The organism is Actinoallomurus oryzae, assembly GCF_039541955.1.
GTDB classification, from domain to species: domain Bacteria; phylum Actinomycetota; class Actinomycetes; order Streptosporangiales; family Streptosporangiaceae; genus Actinoallomurus; species Actinoallomurus oryzae.
In genome coordinates, this window is sequence record NZ_BAABHF010000022.1 from 412,858 (window position 1) to 438,552 (window position 25,695).

12 protein-coding genes are annotated in these 25,695 nt (G+C 69.9%); 6 read left to right on the top strand and 6 right to left on the bottom strand.

Features of this window, described 5'->3' with window-relative positions:
- Positions 1-125: 125 nt before the first annotated feature.
- Positions 126-920, top strand: a complete 795-nt coding sequence (locus ABEA10_RS20430) for an SDR family oxidoreductase (RefSeq protein ID WP_345466045.1) — start codon at positions 126-128, stop codon at positions 918-920.
- A gap of 5 nt (positions 921-925) precedes the next feature.
- Here the strand turns inward: ABEA10_RS20430 and ABEA10_RS20435 are convergent, their stop codons facing one another.
- From ABEA10_RS20435 to eccCb, 4 genes are all read right to left on the bottom strand, one after another.
- The gene (locus ABEA10_RS20435; RefSeq protein ID WP_345466047.1) at positions 926-3,082 is read right to left on the bottom strand and encodes a right-handed parallel beta-helix repeat-containing protein; all 2,157 of its coding nucleotides are present in this window, start codon (positions 3,080-3,082) and stop codon (positions 926-928) included.
- Positions 3,079-12,942 (bottom strand): coiled-coil domain-containing protein, encoded by a 9,864-nt coding sequence (locus tag ABEA10_RS20440; RefSeq protein ID WP_345466049.1) that lies wholly within the window; start codon positions 12,940-12,942, stop codon positions 3,079-3,081. Before ABEA10_RS20440 ends, ABEA10_RS20435 begins: the two co-directional genes overlap by 4 nt.
- Before the next feature lie 7 nt (positions 12,943-12,949).
- Positions 12,950-14,515 carry a hypothetical protein gene (locus tag ABEA10_RS20445; RefSeq protein ID WP_345466051.1) on the bottom strand — a complete coding sequence of 522 codons (1,566 nt, stop codon included), beginning with the start codon at positions 14,513-14,515 and terminating at the stop codon, positions 12,950-12,952.
- Positions 14,516-14,597: 82 nt separating this feature from the next.
- Complete coding sequence (gene eccCb, locus ABEA10_RS20450; protein ID WP_345466053.1) at positions 14,598-18,521, bottom strand: type VII secretion protein EccCb; 3,924 nt, start codon at positions 18,519-18,521, stop codon at positions 14,598-14,600.
- A gap of 125 nt (positions 18,522-18,646) precedes the next feature.
- On the opposite strand from eccCb, the gene ABEA10_RS20455 reads away from it, so the two are divergent.
- From ABEA10_RS20455 to ABEA10_RS20465, 3 genes are all read left to right on the top strand, one after another.
- Positions 18,647-19,951 (top strand): EsaB/YukD family protein, encoded by a 1,305-nt coding sequence (locus tag ABEA10_RS20455; RefSeq protein ID WP_345466056.1) that lies wholly within the window; start codon positions 18,647-18,649, stop codon positions 19,949-19,951.
- Positions 19,952-20,052: 101 nt separating this feature from the next.
- The gene (locus ABEA10_RS20460; RefSeq protein ID WP_345466059.1) at positions 20,053-20,400 is read left to right on the top strand and encodes a WXG100 family type VII secretion target; all 348 of its coding nucleotides are present in this window, start codon (positions 20,053-20,055) and stop codon (positions 20,398-20,400) included.
- Between the two features lie 11 nt (positions 20,401-20,411).
- The gene (locus ABEA10_RS20465) at positions 20,412-20,720 is read left to right on the top strand and encodes a WXG100 family type VII secretion target (RefSeq protein ID WP_345466061.1); all 309 of its coding nucleotides are present in this window, start codon (positions 20,412-20,414) and stop codon (positions 20,718-20,720) included.
- A 3-nt stretch (positions 20,721-20,723) separates the two neighbouring features.
- On the opposite strand, the gene ABEA10_RS20470 is transcribed toward ABEA10_RS20465, so the two are convergent.
- Entirely contained in the window at positions 20,724-21,527 is an 804-nt protein-coding gene (locus tag ABEA10_RS20470) for a hypothetical protein (RefSeq protein ID WP_345466063.1), read from the bottom strand.
- A gap of 157 nt (positions 21,528-21,684) precedes the next feature.
- Here ABEA10_RS20470 and ABEA10_RS20475 point away from each other — a divergent pair, with 157 nt between their 5' ends.
- Positions 21,685-23,175, top strand: coding sequence for a glycosyltransferase family 39 protein (locus ABEA10_RS20475; protein WP_345466065.1), 1,491 nt, complete (start codon positions 21,685-21,687; stop codon positions 23,173-23,175).
- A 63-nt stretch (positions 23,176-23,238) separates the two neighbouring features.
- Here the strand turns inward: ABEA10_RS20475 and ABEA10_RS20480 are convergent, their stop codons facing one another.
- Positions 23,239-23,994 (bottom strand): metallophosphoesterase family protein, encoded by a 756-nt coding sequence (locus ABEA10_RS20480; protein WP_345466068.1) that lies wholly within the window; start codon positions 23,992-23,994, stop codon positions 23,239-23,241.
- 284 nt (positions 23,995-24,278) lie between these two features.
- Between ABEA10_RS20480 and ABEA10_RS20485 the strand changes: the two genes are divergently transcribed.
- On the top strand, positions 24,279-25,595 hold the full coding sequence (locus ABEA10_RS20485) for an MFS transporter (protein WP_345466070.1): 1,317 nt from the start codon (positions 24,279-24,281) through the stop codon (positions 25,593-25,595).
- Positions 25,596-25,695: the final 100 nt, after the last annotated feature.

Genomic DNA, 25,695 nt, shown 5'->3' on the forward strand with positions numbered 1-25,695 from the left:
GGAGGCACCCAGCAAGGCAGAGAGACCCTGCACGGCTTCGAGAAGTCAGCCGACAAGCTCGGCGTCGAACACATCGACCTGCTGATCCTCCGCCAAGCCCTCCCGTACACCTAGAAGGACCGCACGTGGTAGACGACCAATTCACAACGCATGCAGAACTTTTCGATCTGCGTGGAAAGCGCGCGCTCGTCACCGGTGGCACCAGAGGCATCGGAATGATGATCGCGCGTGGCCTTCTCCAGGCGGGCGGCCGCGTGGTCATCAGCTCACGCAACGCAGAAGCGTGCGCTCAGGCGCAGGAGCAGCTGTCCAAATTCGGTGAGGTGCGGGCCATCCCCGCCGACCTGTCCCGCCACGACGAGTGTCGGCGACTGTCCGACCTCGTCACCGCCGACTCGGAGCGTCTCGACATCCTCGTCAACAACGCGGGCGCCATGTGGGACGAGCCGCTGGCGACGTTCCCAGACGCGGCCTGGGACACGGTCGTCGACCTCAACCTGAAGTCGCCGTTCTGGCTGGTCCAGGCGTTGCTGCCCGCACTTCGCAGGGCGGGCACCGCCGACGATCCCGCGCGGATCATCAACATCGGCAGCATCGCCGCCATCCACATCCCCCAGCGGCCCAACTACTCGTACTCCAGCAGCAAGGCCGCACTGCATCAACTCACCAGAGTGCTCGCCAAGGAACTAGGACCGCAGCACGTCACCGTGAACGCCGTGGCACCGGGACCGTTCCCGTCGACGATGATGGCTGCAACGCTCGATGAGCTCGGCGACGCGATCGCGGCGTCGGCCCCACTACGCCGGATCGGCCGCGACGACGACATGGCGGGTGTCGCCGTGTTCCTCGCCGGCCGGGCAGGCGCGTACCTAACGGGCGCCGTGATCCCCGTCGACGGCGGCATCGCCACAACCGCATAGGACGCCTAGGAGCCGAGGTCGGCGGGCAGGAGCGCGAGCAGTTCCGCACGACTCGGCTCGGCCACGGCCGAGAGCCGCCGCGCCTGCCGCTGGATCATCTCCTCGAGCACGACCCGTGCCGTACGGCCGTTGCCGAAGTGCCGGTCGCGCGGGATGGCCGCGAAGTGGCCGAGCAGCGCCCGTTCGGTCTCCTCGGACAGCTCGTAGTGCAGCTTCCCGGCCTGTTCGCCGACGATCGTGACGAGCTCTTCGGAGGAGTAGTCCTCGAAGGTGATCGTGCGGGTGAACCGCGACGCCAGCCCGGGGTTGACGGACAGGAACCGGTCCATCTCGTCCGGGTAGCCGGCGACGATGACGATGACCTCGTCCCGGTGATCCTCCATCAGCTTGACGAGCGTCCCGATCGCCTCGCGCCCGAAGTCGTCGGAGCCGGAGGAGAGCATGTACGCCTCGTCGATGAACAGCACACCCCCGCGCGCCTTGTCGAACGCCGCCTGCGTCTTGGGCGCGGTGTGCCCGACGTACTCCCCGACCAGGTCGACCCGGCTGACCTCGACGAGATGCCCCTTGGCGAGCACACCGAGCGCCGCGAGGATCTTCCCGTACATGCGCGCCACGGTCGTCTTGCCCGTGCCGGGACTGCCGGCGAACACCAGATGCCGGCTGAGCGGCGGAGGCGGCAGCCCGGCCCGCTCCCGCTGCTTCGCGACGAGCGTCAGCTTGACCAGGTCCCCGACCTCCTGCTTGGCCCGCGCGAGTCCGATCAGCTCGTCGAGCTCGGCGAGCAGGTCGTCGAGGTCGTCGGCGGTGACCGGGCCGGACCGGTTCCGCCGCCTGCCGCCGTCGGTGGCCGTGGCCGAGGTCGCGCGGAGACCGGCGGGCGCGACGGCGCCCGCCGCGGCGGTGCGCTCCGCGACCCCGAGCGTCAGGGTGTAGCGACCGTCGCCGTCGGTACCGCCGAGGACGCCGATCGGCGTGCCCTTCGTCTCGTTGATCAGGCAGTCCTCCAGGGCCGCCGCCGCCTCGGGATCGGCGCGCACGCCCTCGCCGGGAACGTGCGAGACCGTACAGCGCCGGAAGTACGGCGCGGCGCCCCGGCCGACGCGAATCCCGGCGTGGCCGATCCCGTTACGGGACACCACGCACTCGTCGAACGAACCGCTCGCCGCCTCGACCGCGATGCCGTGACCCGCGACGTCGCTGACGATGACGCGGCGCAGCGCCGGGCCGGCGCCCCCGTCGACCGCCACGCCGTCGCCGCCACCGGTCCGGACAAGACAGTCCTCGAACGTGCCCTTGCCGCCGCTCACCTGGATGCCGGCGCCCTGGACGCCCTCGACCGTGAGGGAGCGGACCATCGGATCCGCGGCGCCCGTGACGTGGACGCCGTGCCCCCGCGTGCCGCGTACCGCACAGTTCTCGTACAGCCCGGTCGCGTCCTCATCGATCCAGAAGCCGTAGCTGTCGCCGCCGGAGATCTTCAGGCGCCGCATGACCGGGTCGGCGCCGCGGTCGACGGCCACCGCCGGCTGCCCGGCCGCGCTCACCGCGCAGTCGTCGAAGCTGCCGTGCCCGCCACCGGTCACGTAGATCCCGTTGCCGTCCGGTCGGACGATCGTGCATCCGGTCACGGTCGGGTCGGCCGCGCTGGTGACGAGGATCCCGCCACGCCGCCCGCTGATCTCACACCGCTCGACCCGCCCGCGCGCGCCGTCACGTACGCTGACGCCGAAGCCCGCCGACGTCACCCGGCAGTCGCGGATCAGCGGATCCCCGCCGACGACGGTGATCCCGCCCGCGTGCTCGGCATGCACCTCGCACGAGTCGATCAGACCGTCACCGGCGTCGACGCGCAGCGCCGGCTCAGCGGCGTCGCCGCCCCGGAGGGTCAGCCCCCGCACCGTCGCGGACGCGGCCGACACGGCCAGCGTGACACCACGGTGCGACTGCACGACGACCGGCCCCTCGCCCTCGATCGTCACGTTCTTGGTGACCGTGAGGTTCTCGACGTACGTGCCCTGCGCGACCGTCAACAGGTCGTCGTCCACGGCCGCCTCGAGCGCCTCGCCGATCGAGGAGTAGCCACCAAATCCGCCCTTCTCGACCCGCAGGACACGCGTCCTCGGTGCCTCGGCGGCTCCCGCCGTACGGACCTCGGTCATCGGAGTTTCCCTCCATCCTGTCCGTTCGGATCCTCGACCGGCGCGAGCGGCGTCGTGCGGAGCACACCGGTGGTGCCCGGCGCTGGCGGCAGTTCGCCGATCCGGTGGCGTAGCGCCCGTACGGCGTCCGCGTGGGCGGTCACGTGGATTCCCCGAAGCCCCTGGTCCGACGGGAGAGCGGCGAAGCTTTCGACCTCCTTCACCAGCGCGAGAATCTCGTCGGCGGCGTTCTGCACGAGGTCGCCGCCCCGCAGAGCGTCCTCTACCCGCCTCCGTGCCTGTTCCGCCTGGTTCTTGGCCTCGACCTGGAGCAGCTGCGCGACGGCGGGCGGCACGTCGCTCGGCGGTGGAGGAGTCGGCGCGGGTGCACGCTTCGGCCCGGGTTCCACGGCCTTGGACGCGGCGCCGGCCACGGGCCGCGTCCGCGACGTCTGGACCGGGGTCGGCGGCGGATCAAGGGGCAGGAGTAGGTCACCGCCGGAGGGCGAGCGCAGGGCCGGGCCGCCCGTGGGCTTCTTCGGCCGGGGCCCGCGGGACGGCGGGACCAGAAGCTGGGGTCCCTCGTCGTCGGACGGCCGATCGTGTCCCTTCAACGCCTCCAGCAGAAGGTAGGCACGCCGGTCCTTGGCCCACTGGCCGGCGACGCCCACGTACTGCAGACGGTTGACCGCGTCGAGTCGCCGCTGGATGACGGTACTGAGCCCGGGGACCTTCAGCAGCACCGCATCTCGCACATGCTGGATGAGCGGCTTGATATCGAGCGTCCACACACGATTCCACGGAACGGTGCTCGGGGTGGGCCTCCAGTTCATGAAGGGGCTGACATCCGGTAGCAGCCGAGTCGCACCATAGTGATCCGGCATCCCGCCGAACAGGCCGTACAGGAATTCCACGCCGGCCGTCCAGTCCATCCGGATGAAGGCACCCGTGGCGGCGTCACGGAAATAGGCGATCTCACCGGTGACCTGCCCGGCCCCCACGGCACCGAAGCTGGCGAGATCGACCAGCTGATTGCCGTCCGTTGTGGACGGGTCACCGAACTTCACGACGACCATGGGCACGATCTGCGCCTGCAGACCCCACTTCACATAGAACTGAACGGTCTTGAGTGTGTCGTCGACCAGCTTGATTCCTGTCGCGGGCGTGTGGATCTTCCAGGATTTCCGCGGGTCGCCGTGATCCGTGAGTCGCTTGACCTTCACCGTCTTGCGGCCCACGTGCTCGTAGACGAAAAAGTCCCGGCGCAGCTCGGGAATGTACTGCAGGTCGGTGTTCAGACCGAACGGTAGCTGGAAGAGGAGGGTGAACGGCCCGAACCCGACCGCGTGCTTCGGCGCCCAGCTGAACGCGCTGAGTGGGGTCGTCAGGCCGCCGCCGATACGCGCCATGGCCAGACCGCCCTCCAGAAGCGACCCGCTCCTGATGACAAGAGTCTGGTGGACGAACTCGGTGACCTCGTACTCCGCACCGTCCTTCATGACGACGACGTACTTCTGGGACTCGATGGTCGACTCGATCGGCAGATCGCCGCCCACCCAGTCGAGCGGCTTTCCGTCCTTGAAGACGTCTCGGTGGGTGTGATGCAACGCGAAGGGCACGTTGACCGGGATCTCCCTGATCTCCTCGATCTCATCGACCCAGGTCCTCGGGTCGTCGTCGGCCCGCGACGGGACGGGCGGCAGCTCGCGACCGTCGAGGCTCTGGCGGATTGGAAGCGCCTCGGAGCCGACGACCGTCCACCCGCGCAGGCCGAGGCGGGCGGTCACGAGACGTTCGTACTGGGAGCGCACCTCGGTTTCGGCGGCGCCGGCAAGGCGCAGCCGCTCGACCGCCCGCATCGCGTCGACGACCTCGTTCAGCGCGGAGACGTAGGAGTTCCGCCGGGTTCGCTCGGCGGCGAAGTCGGCACGAGCCCTCTGCGCGGGCCCCAGCCCGTCTTCGATGTGGCGAACGACGACGTCGACCGAGTCCGCGGACCACAGCGGATCCGGTGCGGCCGCCTCGCTGACACGCTCGCGGACCGCCTGGACACCGGGCCGCTGGTCGTCCTCCTGCTCGATCACATACCGGCCGTACGAATGGACGGCGCTCAGATCCGGGATCCTCTTCCTCAGCCGCTCCATCTTCCTGCCGAGCCTCGCCGCCTTGCTGGGATGGGGCTCTTGAAGACGCATGTCCAGTGAATGGACCGTCGGCTCGTACCCCATCGCCTCTTCGCGCCGACGCTCGTAGAAGGCGTACTTCGCCATCTTGGGGATGGCCTTCTGTGAGGTCCTGAACACCTGCTGGACGACCGGGTCCCTGGTGTCGATCGGAAGTTCGTGCGGCTTCTCCGCCTTCGGCCTCACGGTCCGTCCCGCCGCGAGGGCGCGGCGGTGCTCGATCCACCGGAGGAGACGTTCATGGTCCAGAAGCGTCGCGGCCGCTTCCCGGTCCCCGGCGAGCGCCGCGTCGAGCAGGTGCTGGAGATAGCCGTTCCCCTGGAGCGTGCGCAGGTGATCCTCGAACGCCGCCGTGAGCCGGGTCCGGCGGTTCTCCAAGGCCTTCTCCCGGTTCGCGTAGGCGTTGCGAATTCGCCGTACCCGTGCGACGTCGACACCGGCCGCCGCCACCTTGTCGTTCGCGGTCTGCTCCGCGTCGGCGAGCGCCACGTCGATCTCGGCCAGCTCGCTCAACAGCGAGCGAGCCGCGCGAACGGCCTCCGGGACGGCCTGGAGAGTTCGGACGGCCGCCCGAAGCCGGTGGGCCTGCTTCTTCGCCGTCCGCAGCCGGCCTGCGTCACCCGCCGTTCGTGCCTGCCGTACGACCTCCATCACCTGTGCCAACCGGGTTCGCAGGTCGTAGATCGCGTACTGCGCCGAGAGCCGCTGGAGGTGATCGATGGCCCGGCCGAGGCTCTCGGACAGCGAGGCGACCGCCGTCGTGTCACCCGTTCGCATTGCCGCTTCCAGCAGCCGCCGCAGCTCCCGCACTCGATCATCGGTCACCGCCACCTCTGCGCCCAGTCGCTCCGGATGCTCGTTCAGGTAGAAGGCGACGAGCCGATCGAGCCGCCGGCGTTCGCCCAGCGCCTCGTCGAGATCGGCCCGCAGTGCCTGGCGGGCGGCGGTCGCCGCGGCCACCTGTACAGGGTTGTGGACCTGCCGTGCGGCCCTCAGCGCCTCGTTCTGCGCTGCGATCCCAGCGCGCGTATCGAGAATGTGCTGGTCCAGGGCCTTCAGACGCTCTCGGTGAGCGGTGTGCAGTCCGTCGATCCCGCTATCAAGAAGCGGGCCGAGCCCACGCCGGGTCAGATACTCGTGGACCTTGATCGCGTCCACGACGAACTGCCGGATGTCGAACAGCCGGCCTCGAAGCCCCGTGGGCAGGCCGTTCACGATGCTCGCGGGCAGATCATCCAGCTCCGGGAAGTCTTCGAAAAGGGTGTCGACCTGGGCCTGTTGCTCGGGGGTGATGCGTCCCTTCCGTTTCCCCCACGCCACCACGCGTTCGAGGAACTCCACCTCCTCGATGTCATGGGCGGCGTTCTCCGCCCACCGATCGAGCAGGCTCTGCCGGAGCCGCATGCTGTCCTGGTAGTCCAGGCCCCGACGCGTCGGCATCGACAGCGCTTGGGCGTCGTAGGAGTCCAGGTGCTGCCGAGCGTTCGCCAGATGCCGGTCGCGAGCGGCGGAGATCCGCCGGAAGAGGTCGAGTGCGGTGACGATGGAGCGCAGCGGAGCGTTTCGCTCATCGAACACCGCCTCGCTCTCGTCGAGCGCCGCAAGCCGCTGCTGCTGCTCGGTGAGCGCGTCCTCGAGAGCCTCCAACGAGGCGTCGGCCGGCAACCAGCGCGCCCCGGGAACGACCGGAGGTGAGGCGGCCGACGGCACCACGTGGGCGCCACCCTCGACAAGGCGGGCCGAGAGGTTCTGCTGGAGTTCGTTCCGCGCCGGCGGCTTCACGGTCTCCGAGGATCCCTCGACGGCCTTCTCCTGCTCCGCCGCCTGCGGGCCCGACTCCGCATTTTCGGCCTGCATGGCCTGATTCAGCTCGGTCCGGATCTGGTCAAGCTGCCGGAGGAGTTCTTCCGGCGTGAGCCGCGGGTCGAGAACCGGCCCGTTGGCCGACTCGTCGACTGGCACTTCCGGCACGGACTGTACGGACTGTTGGGTGATGGCTTCCATCGTGGCCCGGAACTCGGCCTCGATCCGAGCGAACCGTGCGGCCGCCAGATCCTCGTTCTTCGTCTTGATCTCGTCGATCCGGCCGAGCATCGCTTCCGCCGACGCGTGGATGGCCGCGCTCTTGTCCGCGAACTCCTGGTCGATCTCCTGCTGGAGGGTGTGCACGCCCTCCGTGAGTGCCTGCTCCTCGCCGCGCAGTCGTTCTCGCTCGCGGGCGAGGTCTTCCGACCGCTTGTCCAAATCCGACGCGGGCTTCCACCGGTCGCCGAGGCCGTGCTGGGCTCGCAGGTCCGGCGGCAGTCCGCTGGACGGATCCACAAGTTGCTGAAGCGCGTCCCAGGCGACGCGCCGCGCGGCGGAATCCTCCCCGATCAGCCCGAGGAACTCCTCGATGCGCTGGACCGTCTCCCGCTGCTTCGCGTCGCCGGGAGAACCGCCGAGAGACGCGAGGAACTCCCGTACCCGCGCGATGAAATCCTCGTCCGGCAGGGTCTTCAGCTCTTCGAGGAACGCCGTGATGGACGACCGCCCGCCGCCGCCCGGGCCCGAACCGACCTCCGTGATCGGCCTGGTTTCGTCGACCGCGTCCTGCACCGGTGACTCACCGCCGACGATGATCTTCGCGATGTGCGTCAACGCGGCGTTACCGGGCTCGAAGTACTGCTGATGTGCCGGTCTGCTGAGCCGGAGCATGTACCACGGTCCGGCGGCGCCGGGATCGGAGAGGAACCTCGTGCCCTTGAACGTCGCGGCCGTCGGAGACACTCCGTGGACCCCGACGAATATCCGTGCCATGTCGTCCTGCTGCGCCGGCGTGAGTTCGTCCCACCATCGCTTGGCGTCGGCGGGCGACATCCACGCCGACGGTTCCGGCTTGTGGGGGGTCGGGGGTCCGCCGCCCGCTCGGTACGGCTCGACACTCCGCCGGGCAGCTGGGTTTCTCGGGTCGTACGACGGGAAGTGCGCGCTGACCTCCCCTTGCGCCATCCGAGCCTTGACCTGTTGCCGACGGGCGAGACCACGCAGGTAGTTCAGCAGCTCGTTGATCAGGGTGCGGTCGTCCGGGCCGGCCTTCGACCCGCTGACGAGTCGGTCCAGCGCGGCCTTCGCCTGCTCACCGAGCAGGCGCCGCTTGCCGTTGACCAGCGCCGCCTCATCGGGTTCAAGTCGGTCGTCGCGAACGTGGTCCAGCCGGCTTCGCAGGCGCTGGACGGTGACCGGATCCGGTGACCAGGACGCGGGACGCCGGGGATCGCGTAGCGCATCGATGAGGGGAAGCCAGGCGCTGATGTCCTTCCACAGCATCAGCGTCTCGACCGCGTCTCGCACGGGTCCCACGAGATCCGGAATGCGAATGCTCGTCCCGTCCCGATCGATGTCATATACGCGGTCACGGTGGTACGTGACCAGGTGGCGAGTACGGTCGCCGGGCACGATCTGGCCGGTTGTGTACGGGGAGTTCCGCAGGTCACCGATGTCGCCTTCGGTACCGGTCTCAAGGCCCGACGGGCGCCGGATCAGGCTTGCCTCCGTTTTGTCGAACTGAGGATGTCCGTGGGCGAACACCGAGCTCGCCCCGATCCGGGCACTGCCGCCGCGGACCACCACGACGTACCAGATCGGCTCCCCTGGCTGGGCGTCCAGGTCGATCGCGAGCTGGTAGCCGAACTCCATGCGGTAGTGGAGCGTCGCGCGCCGGAGGAACCGGTCCAGCCGGTCGCGCTCCTCCTCGTCCAGCTCGGGCAGGTCACGGGAGCGCAGCGGGACCCTGGCCACAACACGCGTGCGGTAGTTGCCGAGCTCGGCCCGCACCAGCTTTCGCGCGGTCAGGATCCGGTTGTAGGCCTTCGTGCCCGCCCTGGGCGTGAACGCTTCGACCGAACCGAAGGCATCGGCCCGGTACAACAGGTCCCACAGGGAAGTGGCGACCTTCGTGAAGCGCTGCGCGATCGGCCGCAGTTCGCCGCCCTTGAACTGGGCGATCGCGTCCGCTTCGGTGAGAAGGCTGTCGATGTAGGTCAGGATCGCGTCGAGTTGCCCGGCTTTCAGCTCTCCCAGGCCGTGTTCATGCCATTCCTGCAACGCCTCCCCGATCTGATCCAGCTCCGCTTCGCGGCCGGGGCCGTCTCGCATCCCGGCGTACGGGATGAGGCGCTCCGGGGTCGGCCGCACATCGAACGGCCGCACCCGACCGCCCGGTGCCTCCAAGTGGAAGGCCTCGTCTGTGTCGAGCGTCCTGACGGAGGACACCAGGATCCGGCGGCCATATCCCTTGACCAGCCCGGCGACGTCGAGGTTGGCGGGGTTCTCACCGATGGTGCTGTGGGAGACCAGGATCCGCGTGCCGCCGGGCTCGGGCCGTAGCGAGATCAGCACCTCCTTACCGAACGCTACCGTGTAGGCCCTGGCCCAGGGAAGCAGGTTGCGCACCTCGTCCTCGACGATCCCCAGGTCGTCCCCTGCGACGAACATCTCCGCGAGGAGCGTGGGCACGTGGTCGCCCGCAGGCGCCTTGACACCCGACTCGGCCGGCACGTCCTCGTTCTCAACGGCCGGGTGGATCAGACCGTCGTACGGATAGACGAATCTGCTCGCGTCCGGATGACGTGGCCGTACGATCTCCGGCGCGGGCGGCGAACCGTGCAGGTCCTTGAGCACCTCGACGTCCCCGCTCGCCGCAGCGGGCGTCGTGGACACCGGTTCGACCTGGATATGGATCGCGAAGTTCGCCAGAACCTGATCGCCTGGGGCGACACCGTACGTCCGCAGCAGCTTCGTCATCGAAACCGTGTCATCGTTGCGGTAGGGCCCGTAGTCCTTGAACATCCACGGACCGACCGTCTTACTGCTGGGGTCGATTTCCTCCCATAGTCCCGGCACCATCGCCTCGACCCGCTGGTGCGCCGGCAGTTCCGGTTTCGGTGTACTCGGCGGGGATACGGCGGCGGGTTCCTCCTGCTCCGGCACGAGGCCGCCGTCGGCCGACTCGCTGCCGGAGGAAGCCGATGCGTCAAAACGGAAACCTTGCGGATCCGGCAGCCGCGGCACATGCGGCCCGGGGGCGAGATCGGCCAACTGCCGGAGCAGCGGCAGGAACAACTCGTCTTTGATCAGCGGATCAGTGTTCAGCCCGTTCCGAAGCCCCCACCTATCGTCCAGCATCATGCCGAGGGCTTCGAGAAGCCCGTCCTTGCGTGGGTGCCCGTCGAGGTCACCGACCAGGTCCCGCAGCGACTCCAACGCCTTGCGAAGGTCGTATCCCTCCGACGGCGGACGGTCGCTCAGTTCCTGTAGCAGGGTCCGCGCGTGCCGGCGCAGCGTCTGCAGCGCGTCATTCGTGGTAACAGCCGTCTGCGACTCGCCCGTCGCCTTCGGGAGCGCGAGTTTCAGCGGCTCGCCGGACGCGGGGGTGACGAGTCTCGATGTTGACGCCGGCTCGGATCGGGCCGACGCGACCTTGACCGGGTCCTGGACGACGTTTGCGACCGGCGGCTCGGAAGACGTCGGGGCCGGCGTTTCGGAAGAAAGGATCTCGTCACCCGAGTGGGGGATCTCGCCGGGAACCGACGCGACGAGCAACGTTCGCTGTTCTTCTTGCTGAGGCTCCTTCGCATCGACGGTTCGGCCCGCAGAGTGCGGTGCGGCGGTGCCGGTGGTCTCCTTGGGTGCGGGCGCGGGGAAGGTGGGCTCCACCTTCCCCGTGAGGTCGTACGCGAAACGCTGTGTCTCGCCGACCGCGATCGTCGTGGTTCCGAGGCCATCCGGGAACTGCCGGAGGGACATGCCCTCGAACCCGCTGCCAGTGAAAGTGAAAAGGCCCTCGGAGTCGCCAGGCCGCCACTTATCACCGTAGAAATCGAACTTCTTGCTGATCGGGTTCTTACGGATGAACCCCAGGCGTCTGAGCTGCCGATCCGAACCCGCCATGTACAGCTCGGTAGAATTCCTGTCGACCCGAGACGGACGTACACCACCAGGACCGGACGGCGATGGATCGAACGAAACCTTGTTCATGGGACGGGTCGCCGCCACAACACTGCCGTTCTGGTCGTAGACGACCCATGAGTCCTTGGGAAGTTCAATGGTCGTGACGACATCAGGGCCGCCGAGAGAGCTGTCGACGACCTGAACCTCGATCTCGTCGGTGAGTTTCTCGTGCACCTCGACGAGATGAGGGTCGCCCTGACCATCGAAGGCGCTGACGGCGATCTTCTTGTCACCGAGAGCTTCGGTTTGGAATAGAGGACGCGCTTTCCCGCCCTCCACCGAATATGCGACATGTTTGTCGTACTTGGTGTTGAGCGGAACGCCGTCCGGCGGTTTCGCCGACGTGGTCGGACCATCGACCAAACCGACCTTCTCGGACGTGAACATGTGCACGGTGGACCCATTGAGCGCATAGTTGTCCACAGTGCCGTCGTTGTAGACAACGCGAAGGAACGGGTCATCAAGGTTGGACGTGCCTGGCAACGCGTGGCCGATGATCCGGCCGGTAGCCGGATCGATGACGTTGAACGCCCACCGGTCGGCCGATACCGGCCTCCCCGTCGTCGGGTCGATGACAGACAAGTCGGTACTGTTGAGATCGACCTTCAGCCCTTTTTCCGGCGCCATGAACAGCGTGCCGCCGTCGGGGTTGTCGATGATCAGGGTCGGACGTTGAGTGAACAGATCACCGATTCGTCCACCCATCAAGGCGCCGACGCCGATACTCGACCCGAACTCCCCCCAGTCCCAGCCCCGCGGGTGATTCGGGTCGAAGACGTGTGTCAGCTGGACCGGAATATCGCCGACCCCGCCGAGCACCGCACCCAGGCTACGGGTGATCACTTGTCGTAGGATCGGACTCGCGTCCTGCATGACCGGTTTGAGAAGCGCCCCCGCGATGCCTCCGACGCCTCCCATCACCGCGCCGGACATCCCGCCGATCAATGCCGCGTCGACGACCTCGTTCCAATTCACACCCGCGGGCGGCTCACCGATCGACTGCCGGTAAGGATCCCAGACGAGCGCGTTCGTGACCTCTTGGGACACCAGGTTGATCATGCCGCTGATGAAGGCCAGTTCCAGCGCGGGCATGACGACGTTGGTGACGATCGGGGCCGCGATGCTCACGACCCAGCCGAGCCCCCACGCCACGAGTTGCCCGGCGAGATAGGTGGCCGCCGCGTCCACGCCGAGGTAGGAGAACAGGCCGGCGACCAGGCCGCCCTCGCCGCCGATCTCAATGGTCAAGATGAAGAGCACGACGGACAGAACGGCGAGGCCCAGGTCGATGACCTGTGCGGTCTTACAGGCGATCACATATTGTTCGATCTTCGATGCGAGATCTTCGAGTTGGTCGGCCGTGTCGAGGATCTGCGAGTGCAGCGCGGGCAGGATCGGCTGCAATGGCGCACCGTGCGCCATCGCCTCATTGCTGAGCTGGCTGAAAGAGGCGGGCGAGTACCCGTCGTTGGGCGTGCCGGAGAAGTTGATCGCCCAACTCAGCAGGAACGCGTCCTTAGCCGGCCCATCCCAGTTCGCAAGCCCCGTGGCGATGATCGTGTCGCAGTCACCGGGAACGTTCTCGATCTTCGCAGCGTACGTTCTGCACGCGGCGGCGGCGGCGCGCAGCGGCTGAACGTGGGTGTGCGCGTCATCGGCGATGTTGCGGAATATCCAACTCAGGTCGGGAGCCCCAGTGATAACCATTGCCTGGTCACTGCTGATAGTAGGGGCTGGACGGGTTGTGCGGATCGAAGAAGCCCGGAGGGAAATTTCCGGTCTTCGCCAGATCCTGCCCATTGACGTAGCGAGCCTTCTCCCATGCGGGACGAGGGTCATCCGCGTGCATCCCAAATTGGGAGAGGTTTTCTTCTTCGGTCTGAACGTACTGCGACGCGGCCAGGTTCAACGACGAGGCCTGGTCGCGTATCGCGCTCGCCACGGTCGCAATGTTGCCATTGGTCATGGCGGTTTTGTTATCCGTCGGATTCGTGACGTTTCCGCCGAAGAGCAAGCTCTTCAATTGGTAGAAGTTGTTCTGCACCTTGGTAATGCTTTCATCCGACGCGTTGCCCACATCATCGAACAGCGTCTTCCAGATTCCATCCACCGCATTGAAGGCCAGTGCGAGGGCGACCGCCGGACTATCGATGTCATCACCCTTTGCGGACAGCTTCGCCGCCGTGTCACTCAGCGCCGATATATCAGTCTTGAAGTGCGAGAAATAGTCCTCAAGCATCGTGAGCGTCGCGGCAGCGGCAAGGAGATTAAGAGTATTCTTTTTTCCGTTCTCGTCTATATAGGTATAGCCGTCCTTGTCCCAGAATCCATTCGGCAGGCCGGGCAGCTTCGCGCCCGAGAGGTGGATCTTTTGATCATCCAATACTTTTTGTATTTCCGCCGCCCGTTGTTCCGGCGTGAGCCCGCGCATGTACTGGGCGATTTCAGCGTCGCTCATCGGTACATACTGCGGTGCGCTGCCTTGACCGCTCTGGGTCTGCTGGGCGCTGTCGTCTCCTGTCGACGTTCGCCCGGTTCCCGTTGTCCGCTGCGTACTAGTACCGACCGGCGCCCGGCCGCTGATGGGGACGACCTGCCCGGCGGAATCCAGCATCGCGACCGGGTCACCAGAGGAGTCGTACAGGACCGATGACCGACCACGTGTACCGTTCTGCGTTTCTGGCCCATTGCTGATCGGTTGCCACTGACCGGAACGATCGAGCGCCATGACCGGGTGGCCGGATGAGTCATAGAGCGTCGTCGGCGATTGACCGAGGTCCGATGCGTTGGAGCCACCGACGGCCGGCGCACCGTCCGTGATGGTGAAGCCCCTCGGAGCCTGGCTCGTGAGGTCGCGGTCACCGAGGTCCTGGCCACCGAGGTCCTGGGGGCTGAATCCAGGCTGCGCCGGGTCTGGAGTGTGCGTCGCGTCCGGAGTGCCGGTGTCCGCGGCGACCGGCTCACCGGGAGCCGCCGGATCGGCCGGTGTGTTCTCGGTGGGAGTGATCCCCTGATCGCCGCTCGGCTGAGTCGCAGGCGTCCGGCCCGGGGGCGTGTGCACGTCATGGTGGCCGCCATCAGGCGGAGCCGGGTGAGGATGGTCGTCCGTGTGTTCGACGGCGAGCAGGCCGGCGGCCGCCGCCGCGCCGAGGCCGGCCGCCGCGGCCAGCCCCAGCCTTCGCCCGGTGCCGGGGCGTGGACGGTCGCCGTCCTTCTTGTCCGGCTGCTCTTCCGGCGTGTCCGACAACCCCCGCGGCGTCGAAGAACCACCCTCGCTCATGACCGTCTCCTCGATGCTGAAAGGCATTCCGATTGTCGAAGAGCGCCCCGCGCGTTCACCCCGACCGGAACGCGCGGGGTCCTCACTCCTCTGGTGGTGGCCCGGCGGCCGTCTGGATGAGGACCGGGCGCTGTTTGCGGCGCACCAGCACGCCGCGACCCGGGGGTTGCGGCGAGGCGCGGAGGTTGTTGATCAGTGGGCCCTCGGACGGGTCGCCGGACAGGATCAGGCCCGGCTGGCGCAGTTCGCGGAGGCGGCCCAGGAGAGGTTCGAAGCCGCCCCGGGCCATGCCGCCGACGCGGCGGGACAGGATGACGTGCAGGCCCAGGTCGCGGCCCTGGGCCAGCAGGTCGACCAACGGCAGCAGCGGGTTGCCCGACGGTGACGCGACCAGATCGTAGTCGTCGACCACGACGTAGAACTCCGGGCCCGACCACCATGAGCGCTTCGCCAGCTCGCGCGGGGTCAGCGTCGCGGGGGGCAGGCGCTCGACGATGCCCTCGGCGAGTTCCTTGACCGCGGCGATCGCCGCCGACGCGGCGCCGCAGTACGCCCAGGTCTGCTCCTGCCGCACCGCGCCGAGCAGCGTACGCCGGTAGTCCACGACCAGGAACATCGCCTCCTCCGCCGGTCGTCGCGCCTGCACGCCGTCGAGCCACGACCGCAGGAACGTCGTCTTGCCCGACTCCGCGTCGCCGAGGACGAGGAAGTGCGGGTCGGCTCCGCTCATGTCGAGGTAGGTCGGGCCGAGCTCCAGCTCGTCGATGCCGATCGGCACTCCGGGCTCCCGGTCGTGTGCCGGACCGGGCAGCTGGCCCGGTGAGACCAGGGCGGGCAGCAGCCGGATGCGCGGTGCCGGTGCGCCCTGCCACGCCGACGCGATCGCGCTGACCACTTCCTCCACCGACGGGCCGAGTTCGGGCAGGGCCACCTGTACGTGGTCGCCTTCCATGGTCAGCGCACGGCCGGCCACGCCGACCGGCAGGGTGGCGGCGGCCTTGCGGTTGATGTCGGAGTCGGCCGGGTCGTTCAGGCGCAGCTCCATCCGGCCGCCGATGTTGTCGCGGAGCTGCGGGCGTACCTCCATCCAGCGGTTCGCGGTCAGGATCAGGTGGATGCCGACACGGAGTCCTCGCGCGGCGATGTCGAGGATCTGTTCGTCCAGGTCATCGAACTCGCCGCGGAGCGTGCCCCAGCCATCGATGACGAGGAGCACGTCGCTGGTGTCCTCGGCGGGCAGCTCGCCCCGGCGGCTTCGCATGGTCTCCGTGGAGTCCACACCCAGCTCGCGGAACCGCTCCTCGCGCTCGTCGACGAGCTTCCAGATCTGGCTGACCGTACGCCGGACCTTGTCGGGTTCGAGCCGGCCCGAGACGGCGCCGATGTGCGGCGCGCCGGCGAGCGAGAAGAGCGAGCCGCCGCCGTAGTCGACGGCGTAGATGTGCATCTCGTCGGGCGTGTGGGTGACCAGCGCGGACAGCAGCAGCGCCCGCAGGAACGTGCTCTTTCCGGTCTGTGGTGCTCCGACGACGACGAGGTGCCCGGCCCAGCGGGTGAGGTCGACGGCGAAGAGCCGCTGCGACTGGGCCTCGGGCAGGTCGAGTACGCCGAGCGGTACCGCGCCGCAGCCGAGGGCGGGCCAGCCGCGGACCTGCAGGCCGCGCTGCGGATCCTGGTGGAGGGGCGGAAGGAGCCGGCTCAGGGGGATCTTGGCGTCCAGGGGCGGCAGCCACACCTGGTGGACGGGTTCGGCCCCGGTCTCCTGGATGCGGGTGACCGCGGTCGCCATCTCCGTCGGGCGATCCGGTTCGGCGACGGTCGCCGGCACCTCAGGCTCGCCAGAGACGGCCAGTGAGGTGGCGAAGACCACCGGACGAGGGGTGTCCTCGACGCGCTGCGAGGGTTCGAGGTCGGGCGCGGAGACGAGCGCCGCGCGGAAACGCTCGTAGATCGTCGTGTCCACCTTGAGGTACGCCGAGCCGGGGATCGGCGGCAGGTTGTAGGCGTCCGGCGTCCCGATGGCCATGCTGCTCTCGACCGCGCTGAAGGTCCGCAGGCAGATCCGATACGACAGGTGGCTCTCCAGCCCGCGCAGCCTGCCCTCCTCCAGCCGCTGGCTGGACAGCAGCAGGTGCATGCCGAGGCTGCGGCCCAGGCGGCCGATGGCCACGAAGAGGCTGATGAAGTCCGGGCGCCCGGCCAGTAGTTCGCCGAACTCGTCCACCACGATGAGCAGGTACGGCAGCGGTGGCGCGTCGGGGCCGAGCAGTCCGGCGTCGCGGCGGCGCTGGTACTCCCGTACGTTGTCGATGTCGCCCGCGTCGCGGAGCAGCTTCTGCCGTCGTTGCTGTTCGCCGAACAGGGCCAGGTACATCCGGTCGACCATGGTGAGGTCGTCGGCCAGGTTGGTGATCATGCCGGCGACGTGCGGGAGGCCGGAGAGGCCGGCGAAGGCGGCGCCGCCCTTGAAGTCGACCAGCACGAAGCCCAGTACGTCCGGCGGATGGGTCAGCGCCAGCGCGGTCACGAGCGTGCGGAGCAGCTCACTCTTGCCCGAGCCGGTCGCGCCGACGATGAGGCCGTGCGGCCCCATCCCCGACATCGCCGACTCCTTCAGGTCGAGCACCTCGGCGCGTCCCTCGCTGTTCACACCGACGGGCACGCGGAGCACGTCGTACGGCGGGGCGAGCGACGACCACAGGGCCTTCACGTCCAGCGCGCTCGCGGAGGGGACGCCGAGGAGTTCCACGAGCCGGCACGTCTCGTCCAGGACGGCGCGTGCGCCGGGATCACCGAGCCGGAGCGGCGACAGGGTGCGGGCGATCGCCGCGCACAGCGCGGGTTCCGCCGGGTCGGCCACCCCGTCGGCCGCCCCGTCGATCGCGAGGCCGCCGTCGTCGGCGACCAGGACGCGGGCATTGACGCGTGGTGGCTCATCGCGCCGTACCTCGACGCTGAACAGCACGCTCGCGGCCAGCTCACCCGCGCGTTCGGCCAGCTCGCTCACCGCGTCGAGCCGCGCGATCGGGGCGGACGCGGCGTACCCGTCCATGACGAGGAGGAGACGGCGCGGCGCCTCTTCCTGCCTGTCCTCCTTGAGAAACATGCCGGTACGGCGCCGGGCCTGCTCGCGCCGACGTTCCAGCTCGTCTCTCAGGAGCTCCTCGAACCCCTCTCCGTCCGGCAGCAGCAGGACCGAGTCGCCCAGCCGCGCGTGCGGCAGCCACTTGACGAACTCCCAGTCCCCTGCAGCGTCGGACGGATGGCACACCGCGATGACCAGGTCGTCCGGCGCGCAGAACGTCGCCAGCTCCGTCACCATCCGCATGGCGGTCGCCCGCGTACGCGGGGCCGAGCCGATGAGGCTGACCACCGGGGTGTCCAGCAGGTCGACGACGAGCGGCTGGTCGCGTACCCGGCCGTGCCGGGCGATGAGGGCGTCGACCGCCGCCTGCATGTCCGGGTCGCGCCGGGCGAACGGCCCCTCCTCGGCCTCCAGCGTCAGGGGCGTGTGCAGCGGCGCGGTCCCCCGCCCGACCCGTACGGTGCAGAAGTCCGCGTGGTCCGGGCGACGCTCCCAGACCCGTACGCGTGCCGAGCAGACCGCCCACAGCCCGGCCATGTCGGGATGGACGAACCGGGCCACGGTGTCCTGGGCCGCGGCGATCGCCGCGGCCCGGCGGGCCAGGCCGCGAAGGTAGGCGTCGTACTGCTCGCGTTCGAGCTTGGCCTTCCGGCTGAGCATCGAGCGCTGCTGGGTGAACATCGCGACGCTGAGGCCGACCGAGCCGACCGCCATCGTGGCGCCGACGATGATGTACAGCGGTCGCGGGTTGTACAGCATGAACATCAGGCCGCTGAACCCGCTCATCATCGGCAGCAGCATCTGGAACCAGGTGCCTGCCGGAGACCTCGCCTGGTCGGGCGGTGGCGGCACGATCTTCAGCGGTTCGTCCGGCAGGCTCGGAGGTGCCACACGGGCCGGTCGGTGGAAGAGAGCGCGCACGGAAAGGAGTGTCCGGCAGCCGGCCGCGCGATCCGCCGGTACGGAACGCGCGGCCCCGCGTGGGGTAATGAGCGGCCACGCGCCCCGGTAGAGACGCGGGCGCCGGAACAGGGAGCTCGTCACCGGTGCGCAGAGATCTGTCAGCGGTCAGCGTGCACACGGCCGGAAGCCGGGTCGACATCACGCTGCCCAACACCGTTCCCCTGCTGGAGCTGACTCCCGCGGTGGCGGCGCTGTGCGGGCTGGAGGGTGAGGACGCCCGGCCGCCCGCGTGGACGTTCGCCCGTGTCGGCCGGCCGCCCCTCGACCTGACCACGACGCTCGCCGAGGCGCAGGTGCTCGACGGCGAGGTCCTTCACCTCGTGGACGCGAGCGCCTGGGAGTCACCGCACGTCGTGACCTTCGACGATCCCGTCGCCTCGGCGGCGGTCGCGGACGGCGAACGGCCGGCGTCCGCGCTCGCGGGCCCGGGTGTCATGGTCTTCGCCGCAGCCCTGCTCGTCATGGGCGCGGCCGTCGCGGCGTGGGTGCCGGCGCTGCGCGCGTCGGCCGGGCCGGCGCTGCTGGCCGCCACGGTCACGCTGCTCGCCCTCGCGTACCTGCTGCCCGCCGGCGCGGCACGCGTCCCGCCGAAGGTCGCGCTCACGTGCGGCGCGTGGGCGATGGCACCGGTCGCGGGGTGGAGTCTCACCGCTCACCTGCCGCACGCCCGGTTCGCCGGAGCGGCGATCGCGCTCCTGGTCACGGTGCTCGCCGCGACGCCCCTCATGCCGCGGACGGCGCCGGGCCTCACGGTGTTCGCCGGAGCGCTGACGCTCTCCTCCGTCGCCGTCGCCCTGGGGCTCGGCGCCGCGCAGGCGTCGGCGATCAGCGTGGTCGTGGCGACGCTCGCGCTGCGGACCGGCCCACGGCTGCTCGGCCGGCAGCTGAGCCGCCGGGCCGCCCTGGAGCCCGGAAGGGTGGAGGCGCAGACCAGATCGTCGCGGACGTTCCTGGTCTCCGGCACGTACGGCTGCACGGCGGCGGCCGTCGTCGCCTCGTGCGTGCTCCTGGTCACCGGGGACCCCGCCTTCGCCATCGCCCTGGTGGCCGTGACGGGCTGCTCACTCGCGCTGCGCGCCGCGACGTTCCGGTACGCCCGCGAGGCGGCGCCCACGGCCGTCGGCGCGGGCATCACCGTGATCGCCGCCGTGCTGGCGCTCACGGTCGTGCTGGTCGCGCACGGCCTGCCGGGCGCCGCCGTGGTGATCCCGCTGGTCGCCGGGGTGGCGGTGGCGGCGCTCAGCACCGTACGGCGCCGTTCGCGCGACGGCCTGCGCCACGTGACGACCGGGTGGGCCCTGATCGACGGCGCGACCGCGCCGGTGCTCCTCGCCCTGCTCGGCGTGTTCGACGGGTTGTCGAACCTGCTCGGCGGCATGTTCGGCTGAGAGGTCGAGGTGCGCGTTCCGGCTCGCCTGAACGCACGCCTGCCGTCCGTACGCTGCGCTGGGGCACAGCCGTACCGGACCGCCCCGGATGGAGGATCACCGTGCGAACGACCCCACAGGGCACGACGGGAAGCTCGTCGATGCTGCAGACCAACCTCGACACAATCGTCAGCGCGTCACAGTTCGTGCACGACGCCGCCGACTCGATCCACGCGCAGTTGATCCAGCTGCGCAACCACATCGACAGCCTCAAGGGCGGTTGGAAGAGCCCTGCGGCCACGGCGTACTGCGATCAGCAGATGGTCGACTGGGACACCCGGGCGGGAGCCGTGCGCGATGCGCTGTACGTCATCGCCGACAACCTCAGCACCTCCCACAAGTCCTACAACGAGATGGAAGAGGACAACCTGCTCGGCATCACGCAGGCCGGCAGCGCGATGAACGGATAGTGAGGGCTCTCATGGCGAACGTACCGGCGATCGACTCCATCGACGCCAATCTCCCCCTGATCTCCGACGCCGCCGACTACATCCGCGGCGTGCACAACGCGCTGGTCACCGAACACGACAACCTCCAGCAGTTCCTGCTCAAGCTCAAGGCCGACTGGAACAGCAACGCGTCGATCTCCTACGACGACGCCCAGCGCAACTGGGACCAGGCGGCAGATCAGGTGTATGAGGTTTTGCGGAACCTCTACGTGGCGCTCGGCCACGTGCACAACAACTACCTGATGACGGACGGCGCGCTCGCGAAGCAGTGGAACGGGTAGCGGTCAGCTCCAGAGGAACTCGGCCTGCGCGGCGGCCATACGGTCGCAGGAGCCGTCCGCGCAGGCCTGGGCGGCCGCCTGGTCCGTGTACGGGCGCAGGTAGGTCAGTTTCACCCACGCCGAGCCCGTGCGGCGGTCCGGTGTGCCGATGGTGAAGGTCGCGGGCAGTTCGTACCAGCCCTGGTACTCCTGCTCGGCGACGTCGAAGGTCGCGACGTTCGACGCGCTGCCGGCGGTCGAGGTGACCGTGATCCGCACCCACGCGCCCGCCTGGGCCTGGGGGATCCACAGGCGGATCTTGATCTGGTCCCACCGCGCGCCGCTCGCCGGCCGGCCGAGGTTCCACTCGTACCAGGCGTTCCGGTCGGCGGAGGTGCGCACCGGTCCGGTGTACGCCGGGTAGCCGCCGGTCCCGGCGGCGGTCCAGGCCCCGCCCGACGTCGAGCAGCACGCGCCGCCGGGGCCGACGATCGCGTGGTTGGCGTACGTGAGGGATCCGCCACCGCCCTGCGGGGTCTGCTGCGGAGCCAGCGACTCCTGCCCCACCGGAGCCTGTCCGGCCGGTGCCTGGGCCGCCGGTGCGCCCGTGGGGGTCTGCGGGACCGTACCGCGTGCCGCCCCGAGCGGATCCTTCCTGATCTGCGGGATGACCGTGGCGGCGACCACGACGAGGGCGGCGGCGGCCGCCGCTCCGATCGCCGGGCCGAGTCGTACACCCGGTTTGCGCGCCGGTGAGCCGGACTCGACCGTATCGGCGAAGGCCCAGCGGTCGACCGTCTCACGAGAGGGGTCCTGCTGCGTCGTCACGTGGCGCCTCACATGCCTGGCGATGAGCGTTGCCCTCGCACCGTACGGCCCGGGGCGGTGCGTTCCGGCGTACGGGAACGCACACCCGTCCCAGGGACGCCGGATCCGGCCGACGCAAGGCCTTGCGCCCGCGCCCGCGCGTTGGGAGGGTCACGCCATGACGACCGTAAGGCCGAACACGGGGCGGCCCGGTTTGGCGGCCTGGCCCGTGGCGGGCGTGGTCGTCGGGCTCGCCGCCGTACTGAGCGCGCTGTCTCCCCGGTACGGCTTCCACCGTGACGAGCTGTACTTCCTCGTCGCCGGCCGGCATCCCGCGTGGGGATACGTCGACCAGCCTCCGCTGACGCCGCTCGTCGCCCGGGGCGCCACCGCGCTGTTCGGGGACACGCCCGCCGGGCTGCGCATCGCCGCCACTCTCGCCTGTGCCGCCACCGTGCTCGTCACCGCCCTGATCGCACGGGAGCTGAACGGCGGCCGGCGGGCGCAGGTGTTCGCGGCGCTGGCCGCGGCGGTGTCCGGGTTCGTCCTCGCGGTCGGGCACATGGTCTCGACGGCGACGTTCGACCTGCTCGCCTGGCTGGTGGTCGCGTGGCTGGCACTCGGGCTGTTGCGTACCGGCGGCGACGGACGCCGGTGGCTCGTGCTCGGTGCCGTGGTCGGGCTCGCGGCGCTGAACAAGTACCTGGTCGTCATGCTCGCCGTCGCCCTGCTCCTCGCGGTGCTCGCCGTCGGGCCGCGCAGTGCGCTGCGCGGCCCGTGGCCGGTCGCCGCGGTGGTGATCGCCGCCGTCATCGCCGCGCCGAACCTGTGGTGGCAGGCCACGCACGGCTGGCCGCAGCTCACCGTCGCCGGGGGCATCAGCGCCGACGACGGCGCGGAGAACCGCGCGCTGTTCGTGCCCCTGCAGATCGTCTACCTGTCGCCGTTTCTCGTCCCGGTCTGGATCGCCGGCATCCGGCGCCTGTGGCGCGACCCGGAGCTCCGCTGGGCCCGCGCGGTGGTCGTGGCGTACCCGCTGCTGTGCGTCGTCGTCGTGGCGTCCGGCGGCAAGCCCTACTACGCGCTTCCGCTGCTGCTCGTGCTGACCGCCGCCGGCTGCGAGCCGCTGGCACGGTGGACGCGCGGCCGGCTGCGTACGGCCGTCGTCGTGGTCGCCGGAGCCCTCGCGGCCGTCACGTCCGGGCTCGTCTCCCTGCCGCTGCTGCCGCCGAGCGCGCTCGCGCCGGCGAACGCGCTCAACGAGGAACAGGGCGAGCAGGTCGGCTGGCAGGCGCTGACCTCGGCCGTCGCGGCGCAGTGGTCCGCGATCCCCCCGGCGGAGCGCGCCCACGCGGTGATCTTCGCGGAGAACTACGGCGAGCACGGGGCGATCGCGCGGTACGGGCCGCGGCACGGCCTGCCGATGCCGTACTCGGGTCACATGAGCGACGCCGACTGGGGACCGCCGCCGGACTCCGCGACCGGCCCGGTGGTGCTGGTGTACCAGGACGGAGACGAGGACGTCGACCGGTTCTTCACCGGCTGCCGGACGCGGAGCCGCGTGGCCACCGGCACCGACAACGAGGAGCGGGGTGCGCACGTCGACGTGTGTTCCGGCACCACCGGACCGTGGTCGGCGATGTGGCCGCGCCTGCGGCACTACTACTGAGCCACGCCCGGCCCGACGCGCCCGATCGCAGTCGTACGGTCCGGCCCGTTGACGGGGCGGCCCTCAGGACCCGGCCGCGCCGGAGAAGGCCGCCAGGGCCTCGGCGTCGGAGTGCACGGTCAGCAGGTTCTCGGCGATGAAGCCGGCGAGGCCCGGGTAGCCCGGCGCCGCGGCGCGGAACGTCCGCGCCGCGGCCTCCAGGTCGTAGGCCGTGCTCCGCAGCACCACGTCGGGACCCAGCAGGGCCCAGTGCGCCCGGGGACCCGCGCCGTACGGCATGCCGACACTGCCCGGGTTGACGAACCGGCGACGGTCGGCGAGACGGTCGAAGGGCATGTGGGTGTGGCCGAGCACGACGGTCGGCTCGTCCGTGCCCGCGAACGCCTCGCGGTAGTGCTCCAGAGGCGAGTCGACCAGGATGAACTCCGCGTCGTCACGCGCGGTGGCGTGGCAGAACCGTACGGCGCCGAGCCCGGTGACCTCCAGCGTGACGGACAGCGGCAGGTCCGCGAGCCGGGCCCGGTGCCGCCGCTCCAGCCGGGTCGCGCAGTACTCCGCCGTCCGGCGGACCACGTCCGGCAGCTCGGGGGCGAGCGTGCCGTCGAAGGCGTCGGCGACCTCGCGTTCGCCGTTGCCGCGGACCCAGACGGCGCGCTCGCCCAGCGCGGCCAGGCGGTCCAGCGTCTCGGCGGGCATCGGCCCGGCCGCGATGTCGCCGTTCAGCACGATCGCGTCGGCTCCGCAGGTCTCGACCTCGGCGAGCACCGCTTCGAGCGCGGGAAGGTTGCCGTGGATGTCGGCCAGGACCGCTACGCGCATTGAAGCCTCCTCACGTCCCCTCCATCCTGTCGGTCCCGAAGACCCGCGTCGGCGGGATTCACGGACGGCTGAACGGTCGGTGCGGCCGGTACGTCCAGTGCCGGCTCTCGCTCGGCACGCTGATCGGCAAGACGCCCTGAGCAGCAGGACTCATTGAGCGGCCGGACGCGTTGAGAGGCCAGGCCGCACAACCGGCGGCTGTGGTCCGACACCTCACGGTTGTTTGCCGCCGGCAGGTCCGGCGCTGTTGGATCGCCTCGGTCGATGCCACGGGGAGGATCGGGATGAGGCGGTCGCTGGGCCGGGAGTTCCGGTGGTTGTGGGCGGCGTTCGGGGTCAGCACGGTCGGCACGTGGCTGGCGTTCAACGCGTTCCCGCTGATCGCGATCCGGGTGCTGCACGCCGGGTCGCCGGAGGTGTCCGTGCTGGCCGCCGCGGGGATGGCGGTGGGCGCGGCGGTGGCGGTGCCGCTCGGCCCCTGGGTGGAGTTCCGCCGCAAGCGGCCGGTGATGGTCGGGATGGACCTGGTCCGGTGCGCGGCGATGTTGAGCGTCCCGGTCGCGTACGCGTTCGACCTGCTCACCTTCGTCCAGCTCCTCATCGTGTCGATCGTCGTCGCGGCGGCCGACATCGCGTTCCGGTCGGCGAGCGGCGCGTACCTGAAGGCTCTCGTGCCGCAGGAGGACCTGCTCGTCGCGAACGGACGGTTCGAGTCCACGTCGTGGACCGCGACCATGATCGGGCCGCCGCTCGGCGGGGCCGCGATCGGGCTGCTCGGCCCGGTGACGACCGTGGTGGCCGACGCGGCCAGCTACCTGCTGTCCGCGCTGGGCATCCGCGCGATCGGCGGCGGCGAGCCGCGGCCCGCGCGGCGCGAGACGTCACGGCCGCGCGCCGGCGACCTGCTCGACGGGTGGCGCTACATCCTGTCCCACCCGGAGCTGCGCCTGCTGTTCCTCAACTCGTCCCTGGTCGGCGGCCTGATCCTGGCGACCGAGCCGCTGCTTTCCGTCCTCATGCTCGGCCGGCTGGGATTCGCTCCCTGGGAGTACGGCCTGGCCTTCGCGGCCCCCTGCGCCGGCGGGCTCATCGGCTCCCGGCTGTCCAGGCGGCTCGTGGCCCGGTACGGGCGGCGGAAGGTCGTGCTGGTCGCCGGGACGCTGGCGGCGTGCTGGCCGGTCGGGCTGGCCTTCATCGGCCCCGGAGTCGCCGGGCTGGTCCTCGTCATGGTCGTCGAACTCGGGCTGATCACCTGCATCAGCGTGTACAACCCGGTGCTCGCCACCCGGCGGCTGGAGCTCACGGCAACGGACCGCGTCGCCCGCGTGCTGTCCGCCTGGTCGGTCACGAAGAACGCCACCGTCGCGGCGCTGACCGCGCTGTGGGGCCTGCTGGCGGGTCTGACCGGTCCTCGCGCCGCGATCGCGATCGCGGGCGTGCTCCTGCTGGCCACGCCCCTGCTGCTGCCCCGCCGGGAGGGCTCCCTGGAGAAGTCCTCCGATCCCGCGGCGGACGAGCCGGCTCTGGCTTCGGTGGCGTCGGGGGACGGAGGGCCCGCACCGGCCCGAGGAAACACCGAAGACCCCGGCGGATCCGCCTGAGCTGGAGACCCTGTCGACGACCTCAACGAGACCCCGTTATTGGGATTCGGACTGAGTGAGGTGGTTCGCAGGGGCGGCGGCCAGGTCGTGAGTCGAGCCC